Raw genomic sequence first — 13815 nt, 5'->3', positions numbered from 1 at the left:
GTATGACAGCAATTACGCCCGCAGGGTTTAACCGAGCGCTCCGTCACATTGTCATTACATTAACATTTATATTAAAGCGACTTGCATTTAAGACCGTTCGGTCTATATTTGCAGTGTCGAAACAATCAGGCTATGACAAAAGCAGAAAGAACCCGTCAATTTATTATAGAGCAAGCAGCCCCGCTGTTTAACACCAAAGGTGTTGCGGGCACGGCCATGAGCGATATTATGGAAGCCACCAAAATGGCTAAAGGCGGTTTATACGGCCATTTTGAAAGTAAGGAAGCGTTAGCCCATGCCGTGGTTGATTATTGCCTGAATACATTAGGTGATAAAATAACAGCTGCCGTAAGCAAGCATAAAACAGCCAAAGGCAAACTGTTTGCCTACCTGGATTTTTTGAGCAGCCCGGAAAACCCACCCCTGAAAGGCGGCTGCCCCATGATAAATTTTGGTACCGAAGCGGATGATACCAATTCCATCATTAATCAAAAAGTAAAAAAGGGGATGGAATGGTCGGTTAACCGGATTACCAACATCATTACAGAGGGTGTTGGCAATGGTGAGTTTCATGCTTCGTGGAATGCCAAAGAATTTGCTATAAAACTATTTACCATGATAGAAGGCGCTGTGTTGATTGCCCGCGTTATGGGTAATAATGATCATTTACATACCATAATTAAAATGCTTAAAACAGAAATTGAGGCACAAGTGATCTGAAGCCTTTTTTTATAAAATAAAATAGACCGAACGGTCTATAATAAACAAACAAAAACAACAAATACAAAACAATGAAAAATCAAAAAATAGCGCTGATAACAGGTGCTAACCGTGGCTTAGGCTTAGAAACCGCTAAACAATTAGGCGAAAAGGGTATCACTGTAATTTTAACTGCACGCAGCATAGAAGCTGCAAATAAAGCTGCAGACAGCTTAAAAGAACATGGCATTGATGCCTATGGCGTTAAACTGGAAGTAACCGATGCCAACGACCGCAAAGCAGTGGCAAAATATATGGAGGAAAAATTTGGCAGGCTGGATATCCTGATCAATAATGCCGGTGTTACCCCCAATAACAGGGAAGGCTTTACGAATACCTCATTAGATACCGAGCCGGAAGAATTTGAATATGTATTCAATACCAACCTGTTTAGCCTGGTATCGCTTACCAATTTGCTGCTGCCCCTCATCAGGAAGAGTGATGCAGGGCGCATTGTAAATTTATCAAGCATATTAGGCTCGTTAACTATTCACTCGCTGGCAGAAAGCCCTATCGCATCTGCTAAAACCCTGTCTTACGATGCATCAAAAGCTGCATTAAACATTTATACCAACCACCTGGCCTTTGCACTGGCCGGTACCAATATCAAGGTAAATTCTGCACACCCGGGCTGGGTTAAAACAGAACTGGGTACGGCAGCTGCCGAAATGGAAATTCCGGATGGCGCTAAAACAAGCGTGGCCCTCGCCTTATTGGGCGAAGATGGCCCTACAGGCAGGTTCATCCACATGGGCCAGGAATTGCCCTGGTAAATTCACATCATCGGTAAATACAGCCGGCCTTATGCATAACGGCCGGCTGTATTATATTTTAGCCTTTTTTTCTTCGGCCTCTTCCCTGTCATTCGCATCGGCCTCCATACAAAACTGCTGGCGCGATGCCTTTTCTTCGTATTGCAGGCTTATAAAAATCGGGAAATGGTCTGAATTAAAATTAGACAGCCGCCTGATCTTTTTCAGTTTAAAATCTGTAGATATAAAGGCATGGTCTAAGGGGAAGCGCATAATGGGATAATGCGCATGGAAAGAATTGAAGAAGCCCCTGCCCCTGCGCGGATCTAACAAACCGCTCATTTTTAAAAAAAGTTCGGTAGTGTAACTCCAGGCTACATCGTTCAGGTCGCCAATAACAATAACCGGTATTGTGCTGGCTTTGGCCATATCTGCAACCAGTAAAAGCTCCTTATCCCGCTCGGTAGACCGCGGGTTTTCATTAGGTACAGGCGGTGTAGGATGCACGGCAAATAATTGTACCTGCATGCCATTTTTAAGGTTAATTTTTGTGTGGATGGATGGGATATCTTCTTCTATCAGGTATTTTACCTGTGTATCATCCAGCTTAAGTTTAGAGTAAAGCAGCATACCGTAAGTGTTTTCTAACGGTACCTTTACAAAATGCGGATAATGCTGCTGCAATTCGGCGGTATCAATATACCAGCGGTTGTTGGTTTCCAGCAGTAATACAATATCCGGATTGGTTTTATAGATCACCTTAAGGCAGCCTGCCGAATTGGTGTTATCCTGATAAACATTGGCTATCATAACACTCAGGCTTTGCTCTGCAATGTGCCTGCTTGCTTTTAAAACCTGCTTTTTGCCTAAAAAGGTAAAGGGCGCAATTAAGCAGAACAAAAACACCACATTGGCAGCCATGCCAAGTGTAAGCACCCAAAACAGAATGCTTTGCCTGTCGAAAAACACAAGCAGCAGCAACAGGCAAATTACCGACGCTACAAACTTTTGGATGCGGGGATAATCAAACACCCGGAATGTCCAGTAATCGTGCCTGATCAAAGAAAGCACAGAGAAAACGAGCAGAAGTATAGAAATAACAGCTAAAAAAACGTTCATTGCAGCGAAAAGGTTAGTGCCCAAATTGTAACCAAGTTGTACCGGATAAGTTTTAAAATATACTTATCTAAAGTACATAGCTGTTTAAAGTCATCAAATTATTTACGGCATCGCCCATGGTATTGTTAAAATAAGCATACACACGCTTACCATCTGCCAGCCATTCCTGAATGTATTGGGCATATTCATATAAAAAAGCATCGGTGTAGCTGCCGCGATAACCGCCATTGGGGCCATGGAAACGCAGGTAAATAAAATTGGTTGCCATATCAACCATCGGTGTAAGTGATTTAGGCATATCCTGTATCACCATTCCTGCTTGGTAATTATCCAGCAGTTCGTAAACTTCGTGTTTATACCAGCTGCTGTTCCTAAATTCTACAGCGATATCCCAACCACTCAACTGCGTATCCTTAATGTTAATCAACAGTTTCTCTAACTGCCGGATGTTGGATACCTCATTGCTCCCCGGAAACTGTATCAGCAGGCTACCCTTTTTATCGCCTGCGGCATCTATCACCTGCATAAAGCGGTCAACATCTTCGGTTTTAAACAATAACTGTTTGTTATGCGTAATGTCGCGCCAAAGCTTATAAGTGAATTTAAAACACTCAGGCACTTCATTGGTCCATTTTTTTACGGTAGATGCCTGCGGGAGTTTGTAAAACGAACTATTGATCTCGATGGTGTTAAACAACGAGCCGTAATAAGTTAACCTTGATTTATCCTGAAACTCGGGCGGATATAATGATTTATTGGGCACCGGCAATACCAGCCCGCTTGTGCCCGAATAAAAATTTTGCTTGCTGTTTTGCATACTACAGTTTAACACGCTTGCATTTACTATTGTTGCGCTTATATTAGCGTTTAATTAATCCTGTAAAGCATCTAAACATATCTCACACGCATGAAACGTACCGCAATGTTTGCTCTCTCGGCATTAGCCCTGGCAGCCTGCCAAACCAAACCAACGGATAATGTGGCCGAAGTACCGCTTACGCCTATAACAGGCACCTGGAAACTGGTATCTGCCGTAACCATAACTAAAGGTGATACCATTAAAGATTACCCGGTGCCTAACCAGGAAATGCTGAAAATTTTAAATGACACCCATTTTGCCTTTATGCGGCACGACCTGAGTAAAGGGAAGGGTAAAAATGCCGCATACACCGCAGGCGGCGGCACCTATGATTTGAAAGGCGATAAATATACCGAACACCTGGCTTACTTAAATGCCCGTGAATGGGAAGGACGCGATTTTGTTTTCACCGTTCAGTTTAAGCATGATACGCTGATACAAAAAGGCATCGAAAAAATTGATAGCCTGAACATCAATCACGAGATCATCGAAACTTATGTAAAAATAAAATAGCTTTAATGCTGCAGCATAGCTTTAACATAAGCAAATGGTTTACCAAACAGCATGCAAAAAAAGCGGACAACCTTTCGGTTATCCGCTTTGCAATTATAAAAGGGGGGATCTGATTAAGATTTGCGGTGCAAAAACGCTTATTTAAAACCCGCTATCATCTAAAGCGAAGGTGTTTTTGCGTTCCTTCCATTTACCTTTTGTAAAATCGGGGAAAGCCTGGGGGGCGTTACCTTCTTTTATAGATTTTTCTGAAAGCGGGGTGATCACACTCATCGTTAACGAATCGTAGATGTCTATAGGGGTTTGTTTCTTCTGCTTTACAGATTCCACAAAAGCGTTAAATACAAACCAGTCCATACCGCCGTGTCCTGCGCCTTCGGCAAACTTTTCGTACTTTTTCCAAAGCGGGTGGTCGTATTTATCAAACCAAACGCTGGCTTTGTCCCACTGGTCGTATTTGGCAGATTTTCCCTCAATATATACCGAATCGGCAACATCCATCCAGATACCCTCGGTGCCCTGTACCCTAAAAGCTAATGAATATGGCCTTGGCAAGTGGGTATCATGGCTTAAGGTAACGGTTTCGCCATTGGCACAACTCAATGTAGTGGTGGTTACATCGCCATTCTTAAATTTAATTTTCGAGTTTTTATTCCCCGGTGATACCTTGTCGATATAAGCATTCAACCCGCGCGATTTGGAGGAGAACGATACCAGGTTGGTAAAACGGTTACCGCGGTTAATATCAATATAGTTCATTACCGGGCCGGCACCGTGTGTTGGGTATATATCACCGTCGCGGTCAATATTCCACTGCGTGCGCCATTGCGATTCGCCCATAGTATTGGGGCCATACTCGCCGCCTTTGCCATAAAAGCTTTTACCATCATTAAAAAATATACCGCGCAGATCATGCTGATAACCGCCTTCCAGGTGTATCAGTTCGCCAAACAGGTTCTGGCGTACCATGTTTAAGGCTGCCATCACATCGCGGCGGTAACAAACATTCTCCAGCGTCATGTAAGGTACTTTGGTTTCTTCATATACCTTCAGAATATCCCAGTGATCCTTCTCGGTGATACCCGCAATAACCTCGCAGCCAACATATTTACCGGCGCGCATGGCCGCTATGGCCTGGTCTTTATGAAACTGCCAGGGGGTAGCAATAATTACCCCGTCAATATCCTTACGGTCGAGCAGTTTTTTATAGGCATCCAGGCCGCCGGTGTATTCAACAGGCAGTTTCTTCTTTGCCTTTACAAATAGTTCGCGGCAAAACTTCAGCGAGCTCTCCTGAATGTCGCAAATTGCTACGATCTCTACATCATCGCGAAGCAAACCCTCGCCTATATGGTTACGGCCGCGCAGGCCTACACCTATATAGCCCAGCCGCACTTTGTCTGCATTTTTTGCAAATAATAAGCCCGAGGGCAAAATTGTTAAACCTGCCAATCCGATAGCCGTATTTGTAACAAATTGTCTGCGATCCATAATTTTTAGTTTTATTTATTGATGATATAATTGTTCTGTTTTAGTGATTGCACCGTTAACCTGCGGACTAAAGGTTACCTCTTTAAAAAAACCGCTCAGGTGAAACTCGGGTGTTGGGGCTGCTATATTGTTCCAGCATAAAAAGTGCGGATTGGGCAGGCTGTCGCCGCATTTAAAAAAGTTAACCCTGGCGCTGCTCCCGGCAAATACCAACCCCGTATGATACTTAAAAACCTTCAGCGGGATGCATAAAGTAAGTTGCCAATGTATGCTGCCGGTATCGTTACTTTTAATCAGCGTTTGGTATTTAATGGTTTTCAGCAAGCTTACCGGTAAAAAAGTACGCCCGGTTTTGTGTTGGCCGTATTGTACCCGGCAGGTACCTATGCAATTAAACTCCAGGTTGTAATAGCAGGCATCGTTACCAAACGCAATAAAAAATTCAACACAGCTGTCTTGATACACCGGGTCGTTAATATTGCTGTATGCGGCCTTTATGTTCTCCTCGGTTACATCATATTTAAGATAGATAGCATCAGCATCATAAGCTATTACAAACGATACCAATGGCTGCGCGGTATCCTTAGCCCAGGGTGCATATTGCAAATGCTGTGGCAAATGGCCGTTTAGCGCTTCAGCAATATCTGCTATAGTGGTCAGCTCCTTAAAACTGGCCAGATAAGGTATGCTTATATCCATTGCTGCATCCATTAATATTTTGCTGTTTTATAGCTGTTCATCTCGTTTACTATTATTTGGTGCATGGCACCGGCATTTGCATCCAGCATTTGCATCAGCCGTAATTGTGCCCTTGCGCGCTGCAGGTTGTGGCCTTCAAACTTTATTTTAAAGTAGATATCGCCGTTAATATGATCTGTTAAAAAACGTACGGCCTGCATGTAGGGCAGCAATAAGGCGCCTTTCATCAATGAATTCACCTCCGTATCCGTCAGGAATTTTGAAGCTTCTTTAAAGTAGCCCTGTACATAGGCATTAAACAGCGGCATATTCAGCTTTATCCTGCTCAGATCAGCCTCGTCCTCGGTTGTGGTATTGATGATGGTACGGATAGCATCCCCAAAATCATAGGCTACATAACCATCCATTACCGTTTCCAGGTCTATCACGCATTGGGCTTCGTCGTTACTGTTCAGCAATACATTGTTAAACTTGGTATCGTTATGGATAACCCGTTTGGGCAATACTGCTGCCTGCCCCGGCTGCTGAAAATATTGCATGTCTTCTGCATACTTTTCCACCATCTGCAATTCAGCGCTTACATACTGCACGCGTTTGCAGGTATCTTTGCTAACCGCTTCAGTTAAATACTGTAAGCGTTTCTGGATGTTGTGAAAATCGGGGATCACCTCAAATAGCTGCCCTGCCGGGATATCCGACAGCATATACTGAAACTTGCCGAAAGCCTTGCCCCCTTCATAAGCCTGCTTGGGGGTTTGCACCACATCATAACTTTTGGTATCGCTTAAAAAGTAAAACATGCGCCAGTAATCGCCGGTGCTGTCCTGATAAAAAAACCGGTTGCTATCGGTCGGGATCAGCGTCATTACCTCCTTTAGGGGGTCGCCTGTGCCATGTTCCCTTATTTTATATTTAAGATGCTCGGTTACCCTGCGCATATTATCGGTAAGCCGCTCTACATCCGAAAATATGTTATGGTTGATGCGCTGCAACAAATAATCCGGACCAGCAGCTGACACATTTTTTAGCAGGAAAGTATCATTGATATGCCCCGACCCATAGGCTTTACACGAGTTAGCATCTGCCGCACATTTAAAATGCGATACAACTTCGGCTGTGTTATCGATACCTGGCACTACTGTTATTGTTAAAATTTGATGTATTATTTAATGCACCGGCGCCGGTAAATACCTGTTACAGCCGGGTGCTTATTGTAAAAGTGCCTTAAAATTATGGTTATCTGAAAGGCTAACCAGGCAAATATTAAAAATAACGTAGCGCAAACGTTTGCGCAAGGCACGCAAACGTTTGCGCTATTTTTTATGATGGGATAACTTACTGGTAAACTATCCGGCAATGGTGTAATCTATCATCTCCGAATCGATAATGTGCTGCAAAAAGGGGGGCTCTGTTACGTTGGGCGTGGCTGCGCTGTTGATAAGCTGCAGCAAAAAGCCAGCCGCCATAGATGATTGCCTGCCGGCAAATTGCTCTATCGACGCCAGGGGCACGCTCTCCATATACTCCCAGATGGGCAGGTTGGCAAAACTGATAAAGCTGATATCCTTATTCACCACCAGGCCCGCCGCCTTAACCGCTGCAATGCAATCCAGCAAAACATAATCATTAAATACAATGACTGCAGCAGGCGGCTCGTTCAAAGACAGAAGCTGATCTATCGCCTTGCGGTTATCGGCCTTGGCCAGTGTTGTAGATACAATGATATCCTGGTTTAACGGCAAATGATGCTGCTTAAGGCATTGGATATAAATTTCCAGCCGTTGCAGGGTAGCGGCCAGTTTTGCAGGCCCGTTAATTAAACCAATGCGGCTATGCCCCATGTTTACCAGTTTGGTAATAGCCTGCAGCATGCCCGATACCAGGTTACAGGCTACATAATTAATATCCTGCCGGTTAGGCACGCGGTCAAAAAAAACAACGGGGATATTGTATTTTTTCAGGCTGTCGAAATGCGCGTAGGTGGATGTTTCTTTGGTGAGCGATACCAGCACACCGTCTACACGGTGGTTCTTCATATTCTCTACGATCTTCTTCTCGCGCTCAAAATTATCAAGCGATTGCCCGATGATGACGTTATAATTGCTGGCTTCGGCCGCATCTTCTATCCCGGTTAAGGCCGATGAAAAAAATGGTTCGGACAGATCGGGGATAATAACGCCAATTGTATAGGTTTTACGCTCTTTAAAATAGATGGCCGTTTTATTGGCCTCATAACCCAGCTCCTGGGCCACTTTATGCACCCGCATGGTAGTTACCAAACCAATGCTGGGATGATGATGCAGCGCACGGGATACCGTGGATGCCGATACATTAAGCCGCCTGGCTATTTCTTTAATGGTAGGTAACTTATTGTTATACATTTAACGCGCCGGCTGCAATTACCGGTTAGCTAAATTACAATATAATTACAAGGCGGCCAATTGTGTAAAAAAACAAACGACCTTGCAATTGCAAGGCCGTTCTAATTTATATAAGTAGGGATTAGGGCTATTTATTTACTGCACAGCGGCAGTAACATTGCTGTTCAGCAGGGTAATCAGTTCGGCATTGTTTATACCTGTTGCATAATCAATAGCCGTTTTGCGCCGGCCATCTTTTGCTTTGGCATCGGCACCATTTCTTAACAGGATTAAGGCCGTTTCGGTATTACCGGCTTGTATGGCGGTTATCAGCGCTGTTGTACCGGCGCTGTTCTTTACATCAAGCTTTGGATAATGGGTTAATAAAAGATCTGTAATGCGGGTGTTTTTTACAGCTGCCGCTAATATCAGCGCAGTATTGCCCGCTTTATCTTTCGTATCAACATCCGGGTTTCTTTGCAATAGCAACAACACGGCACGGTCGCTGCCGTTTTTTACTGCTGCCATTAAAGGCGAATTGCCCTGCTCATTTTTAGCATTTACATTGATGCCCTTTTCTAACAGGTATTTTACAGCCGGGATATCATTTTCCTGAATGGCCGTAAAGATATTTTGCGCAAAGGTAGAGAGCGATAATAAGGAGAATAGGCTTAGTAGGGTAAGCGTTTTTTTCATCTAACAAGTGTTTTATGGCATACGCCAGTTAATATTTTTACGGAAATTACGTATAAATAACTGGTTTGGCTTTAAGGTAATTTACATTCATTCACCTATAAAAGCATAAATTACCCTTTAAGAAAAATTAATTTTAAAGAAACCTTTTTAAAAAGTTACATAAAGACATTGTAATGATAGAAAAATCATTCGCAAGCAGCACTACTGTTAATTTATAGTTTATAAAGGCATTCATGTATAAATGTTTTTTTGACACTTTAATGACATAACTGTAAGTATTACATTTAAAACCTTTAAGAATAATGGATAGGATTTAATCTTTAATGCACCTTACCGATAAACCGTAAACTTTGCTGCCCTCGTTAAACATAAAATAACCTTTAACATATAGCGCTATGTAAGAAGAGTTGGCTGCCGTTTTTTGGGTACCGCTCCACCAATAGGCATAATAGCCAAAATCATCAAACATGCCGTTGCTGCTAAATACAGCCCCGCCGCCGCCAAGCCCGGTAAACTTGGTTTCATTTTTTATGTTAGCTTCAGCTACCCAGTGTGTTAAGCCGCCTTCGCGAATTTGCGAACCATTTTCTCTTATACCGCCAATATAGCTGTACAAGGCCTGCCATTCCGCATCTGTTGGGATATGCCAGCCTTTTGGGGCTAACTTGCGGGCATCATTTACAGTGTACCAATTATAAAGCAAGCCGTATGTTTTTGCATTTGCAGCACTATTATTATAACTACAGTACGCGCCTGTTGTTAGCAACCGCCATTGGCCGCTATCTGTAATATTTGCAATTGCACTCCCATCCTGATAATGGGTAACCTTCAGGTTTTCCATCATCCAGGTTTGGCTGCCTATTTTTATGGCATGGTAAACATTGCCGTCAACATCAGTTACACTACCAGTGGCCGGCTTTACATCGGTTACGGTCAGTATCGCCTTACTGCTACCAGAAGCGTACATACCTGCGGCTTGCTGTGTAGCTGTAATTTCTGTATTGCCTGCGCCTTTAATGGTAACTGTACTGCCACTAATTGTAGCTACTGCGGTGTTACTGCTGCTATAAGTAAAAGCGCCGGTACTATTACTTGCAGGGGCCACTAAGGTAAAAGGGGCATCGGTTACTAATTTTGCAGCAACAGTAAAGCCGCTTTGTGTTGGTATGGCGGCGCCAACGGTAAATGTAGCCTTAACAGAATCGGCTGTAAACTTATCCGAAGCCTCCTGATAGGCCGTAATAATAGCTGTGCCCACGCCTTTGATACTAATGGTTATGCCGGATATAACAGCAACCTTACTATTACTGCTTTTGTATTTTATGGGCACCGTGCTATTGCTTTTGGGTGCAGTTATATTAAAATCTAAATCGCCGTATGCCTTATCAGGGATATTGAAATTGCTGATAACCGTTTGGCTTTGCTTATACTCTACTGTTTTTTGGCAGGCCGCACTGATCATGCCTATCACAGCCAGCAAGGCTATCTTAAAAGTTTGTTTCATAAATGGGGACTATACAGCCTATATACCAATACTTTAAGGCCGCGCAAAGATAAGCTATAATTGCGCTCATCCATCTGCCCTAAACAAAAACACGCTGAAACAAAAAAGCCGGGCAATTGCCCGGCCTAAAGTTTTTTAATAGTACTACAGCGATTCTACAAACGCAATTAAAGCATCGCGCTCGGTTTTACTCATATTACTCACCTTATTTTTGGCTGATAAGGCTTCGCCGCCATGCCACATCACGGCTTCCATCAGGTTACGGGCGCGTCCGTCATGTAAAAAGTTGGTGTGCCCGTTCACTTTTTGTGTAAGGCCGATGCCCCAAAGCGGTGCAGTGCGCCATTCGCTGCCACCGGCTAAAAAGTCGGGGCGGTTATCGGCAAGGCCGGTACCCATATCATGCACCAGCAGATCTGTATAGGGGTGTATCAGCTGGTTGCTTAACTGCGGCAGGCTTACATCAACCCCGGTGCGCACATCTGCCTTATGGCATTTTACACAACCGGCGGCCATAAACAACCCTTTGCCTTTTACAATTTGCGCCGCATTGGCATTACGCCTTACAGGCACCGCCAAGGTGCGCACATAAAATTGCACACTATATAGCAGGCTATCTGATAACTCGTACGCTTTGCTGTTAGGGTCGCTGTCAAACTGGGTTTGCCCGTCACTGCTTTCTTTGGGAAACAGCAGGTTGGTAATACCTATATCGCCGTTATAGGCTGCGCTTACCTGCTGCAACAGGTTTGGCTGGTTAGCTTTCCAGCCAAAACGGCCCAATACCTTTTGGCTTTTAAGCACATCCCAAACCATATTGGCTTTACCGCTGATGCCGTCGCCGTCTGTATCATCCGGATCGGCGTTTGCTAAAATATCCTTATCGCTGATAGCCTCTAACAAGCCCAGGCCAAATACAGGGGCTGCTACACGCGGCGATAACATTACATTACCGGGCATGGCCATATACAAAGCGGTAAAGGTATAGGTTGGTGTACGTAACGAATAAGTGGTGCCATCGGCAAACTTAAAGGTATTATCTGTATAGGTTATGGTTACATCGCCTTCGCGCTGCTTGTTTAACAAGGCACGGTTTTGCAGCTGATCGCCATAACCCGGTACCGGCACGGGGTTGCCATGCTCTCCCTCGCCGGGGATACTTAACCTGAACAGCATATTTGCTGCCGACTCGCCCAGGCCGGGCACCTTGCCCCGCCCGTCAGACACGTGGCACGACCCGCAGGATACGTTGTTAAATATAGGCCCCAGCCCCGGGTTTAACGGCGCCGGTGCAGATACAAATGTGGCGCCGAACTGCCCGTCGCCAATTTCATGCACCCGCAGTAAATTGGCCGGCAAGCCCGTAAATGCATGCGAAAACGCCCCGCTGCCCTGGTCAAACGCGGTTTGGCTGCCACCGCTTAACCACTCGCTATCCGGGTTATCATCGGGCGCTATACTATCCGCCTTTCTGCACGCTACCTGCAAAGCAACCATCGTTACCAGAATAAATAATATAGCTGTAGTAGTTTTTCTCATGCCGGGTTTATCCTTTCTCTGTATGTTATTACTTGGTGTATTGTATCAGAAATGGCTTTAACTTCTCGTCAATAACGGTAGCCAGCTCGCCAATTTTGGTCATGGCATTCTGCACCTTCGATTGCTCTGATACAATGGCTTCGCCAAACGGTTTATCAATTGCCTGTAAGGCTGCTATCGCAGCCGCATGTTTGCTTTTTATCTCTGCATCTAACGATAGGTTGTTGGCACGTACCACATCCTCTATCCCTTTGCCATCAACCGCAAAACGGCCCTGGTAAATAGCCAGGATACCCTGTATGTTGTTTGTAAAATCGGTAATGGAATTTTTAGCGAAGGGGCTTTCTTCAAGCGACGGATTTTGCGCATCAAACGGCTCTTTTATCTTGGCATCACCTACTTCACCGGCTATGCCGGCCATGGCATCTGCAATTTGGATATAGGCAGCCTGCTGGGTAGCAAACTCGGTAGATCCGGTTCCGGCTTTGGCCAGCTGGTCTTTATAACCATCCGTCCATACATCCTTTACCTCTTTGCTTAATTTAACCAGGTTTTGGGTAAGCGCTGCCAAAAATTCTTTTTCGCGCGGTTTAAACTGTGCAGCGGTTTTTGTTCCGTTTTGGCCCCAAAGTATATACTCGATCGGGTGGAAACCCTTTAATGCATCATCCAGGCCGTCTACGTAGGCCTCGTTAAGTGTACTGTTACCATTCAATATGGCTTCAAGGGCGTTAAAATCTACCGGCCAGGTATCGATGCGCGGGTCGATGTTGTTTGATTCCACCGGGCCGAACAACCACGCTTCCGTTTGCTCCCAGGTGGTGCGGATAGCTTTCCATTTGGTGCGCGCCGCTGCCAGGTTGGCATCTGTTGTAGTAGTGTTTAAGGTAGTAACCGCAGCCTGCAATTCCTGGGTTTTGGCATACATATCTTCATAAGATGATGTACAAACGTTGGTTGATATATTGGCTAAAACTTCTGCCTTAAGCGTAGTATTGCCGGTATCGCTAACCGGGTCTTTTTTTGAGCATGATAAGCCAAGCAAAGTTAACGGCAGCACCAAAGCGAGTGATTTTTTAATAGATATATGCATAATATTTAACTTAAGTGTATGATGATTTGATTATTGATAACTTCTGTTGGATAGGTTTGAAGCGGGCGCAGTGCCGGCTCCTTTACCACCTTGCCATCCAGATCGAAAACGCTGCCATGCGCGCTGCAGAATATTTTGTTGGCGGCAGGCGTAAGGCCCACCCCCTCGTGTGTGCATCTTAAATAAAGCGCCTTATAAGCATCGCCGTTTTTAATCAGCAGAATATCACACTCCAGCTGTTTGGTGCGCACTACCAGCATGTTGCCGGCCGTAAAGCTGTTTGCAGCTACTTCTACCACACCGGCTTTTGCCCCTGCTGCTTTAACCAAAGGCAAAGGCGATGAGCACGATTCTAAAAACGACGCGCCGGATGCAGCCAGCACACAGGCCGCGCATCCCGATTTGATAAAGTTTCTTCTGCTGGTGGCCAT

Annotated in this window: 14 protein-coding genes; 3 read left to right on the top strand and 11 right to left on the bottom strand. The window is 44.7% G+C overall.

Annotated features, from left to right (window positions below):
- Positions 1 to 132: 132 nt before the first annotated feature.
- Both E2R65_RS06670 and E2R65_RS06665 read left to right on the top strand, forming a co-directional pair.
- Complete coding sequence (locus E2R65_RS06670; protein WP_134335707.1) at positions 133 to 720, top strand: TetR/AcrR family transcriptional regulator; 588 nt, start codon at positions 133 to 135, stop codon at positions 718 to 720.
- A 71-nt stretch (positions 721 to 791) separates the two neighbouring features.
- Positions 792 to 1532: an SDR family oxidoreductase gene (locus E2R65_RS06665; RefSeq protein WP_134335706.1), complete on the top strand. Its 741-nt coding sequence runs from the start codon at positions 792 to 794 to the stop codon at positions 1530 to 1532.
- A 51-nt stretch (positions 1533 to 1583) separates the two neighbouring features.
- Here the strand turns inward: E2R65_RS06665 and E2R65_RS06660 are convergent, their stop codons facing one another.
- Together E2R65_RS06660 and E2R65_RS06655 are read right to left on the bottom strand one after the other, a co-directional pair.
- Complete coding sequence (locus E2R65_RS06660; protein ID WP_134335705.1) at positions 1584 to 2630, bottom strand: endonuclease/exonuclease/phosphatase family protein; 1047 nt, start codon at positions 2628 to 2630, stop codon at positions 1584 to 1586.
- 67 nt (positions 2631 to 2697) lie between these two features.
- On the bottom strand, positions 2698 to 3447 hold the full coding sequence (locus tag E2R65_RS06655; RefSeq protein WP_134335704.1) for a DUF72 domain-containing protein: 750 nt from the start codon (positions 3445 to 3447) through the stop codon (positions 2698 to 2700).
- A 90-nt stretch (positions 3448 to 3537) separates the two neighbouring features.
- Between E2R65_RS06655 and E2R65_RS06650 the strand changes: the two genes are divergently transcribed.
- Positions 3538 to 4002, top strand: a complete 465-nt coding sequence (locus E2R65_RS06650) for a hypothetical protein (RefSeq protein WP_134335703.1) — start codon at positions 3538 to 3540, stop codon at positions 4000 to 4002.
- A 141-nt stretch (positions 4003 to 4143) separates the two neighbouring features.
- On the opposite strand, the gene E2R65_RS06645 is transcribed toward E2R65_RS06650, so the two are convergent.
- The 9 genes from E2R65_RS06645 to E2R65_RS06605 form a co-directional block, all read right to left on the bottom strand.
- The gene (locus E2R65_RS06645) at positions 4144 to 5493 is read right to left on the bottom strand and encodes a Gfo/Idh/MocA family protein (RefSeq protein WP_134335702.1); all 1350 of its coding nucleotides are present in this window, start codon (positions 5491 to 5493) and stop codon (positions 4144 to 4146) included.
- A 15-nt stretch (positions 5494 to 5508) separates the two neighbouring features.
- The gene (locus tag E2R65_RS06640) at positions 5509 to 6204 is read right to left on the bottom strand and encodes a carbohydrate-binding family 9-like protein (RefSeq protein WP_134335701.1); all 696 of its coding nucleotides are present in this window, start codon (positions 6202 to 6204) and stop codon (positions 5509 to 5511) included.
- Positions 6204 to 7328 (bottom strand): phosphotransferase enzyme family protein, encoded by a 1125-nt coding sequence (locus E2R65_RS06635; protein WP_134335700.1) that lies wholly within the window; start codon positions 7326 to 7328, stop codon positions 6204 to 6206. Before E2R65_RS06635 ends, E2R65_RS06640 begins: the two co-directional genes overlap by 1 nt.
- Positions 7329 to 7538: 210 nt before the next feature.
- Entirely contained in the window at positions 7539 to 8573 is a 1035-nt protein-coding gene (locus E2R65_RS06630) for a LacI family DNA-binding transcriptional regulator (protein ID WP_134335699.1), read from the bottom strand.
- A 135-nt stretch (positions 8574 to 8708) separates the two neighbouring features.
- On the bottom strand, positions 8709 to 9248 hold the full coding sequence (locus tag E2R65_RS06625; protein ID WP_134335698.1) for an ankyrin repeat domain-containing protein: 540 nt from the start codon (positions 9246 to 9248) through the stop codon (positions 8709 to 8711).
- Between the two features lie 313 nt (positions 9249 to 9561).
- Positions 9562 to 10752, bottom strand: a complete 1191-nt coding sequence (locus E2R65_RS06620; RefSeq protein ID WP_134335697.1) for an FISUMP domain-containing protein — start codon at positions 10750 to 10752, stop codon at positions 9562 to 9564.
- Positions 10753 to 10896: 144 nt separating this feature from the next.
- A complete protein-coding gene (locus tag E2R65_RS06615) occupies positions 10897 to 12291 on the bottom strand; it encodes a di-heme oxidoreductase family protein (RefSeq protein WP_134335696.1) in 1395 nt (464 codons plus the stop codon).
- 28 nt (positions 12292 to 12319) lie between these two features.
- A complete protein-coding gene (locus E2R65_RS06610) occupies positions 12320 to 13384 on the bottom strand; it encodes an imelysin family protein (RefSeq protein WP_134335695.1) in 1065 nt (354 codons plus the stop codon).
- A 5-nt stretch (positions 13385 to 13389) separates the two neighbouring features.
- Positions 13390 to 13815, bottom strand: coding sequence for a QcrA and Rieske domain-containing protein (locus E2R65_RS06605; protein WP_134335694.1), 426 nt, complete (start codon positions 13813 to 13815; stop codon positions 13390 to 13392).

The organism is Mucilaginibacter phyllosphaerae, from assembly GCF_004378255.1.
GTDB lineage: Bacteria > Bacteroidota > Bacteroidia > Sphingobacteriales > Sphingobacteriaceae > Mucilaginibacter > Mucilaginibacter phyllosphaerae.
The sequence above is the reverse complement of the archived record's forward strand: the minus strand, read 5'-3'. Positions and strand labels throughout refer to the sequence as shown.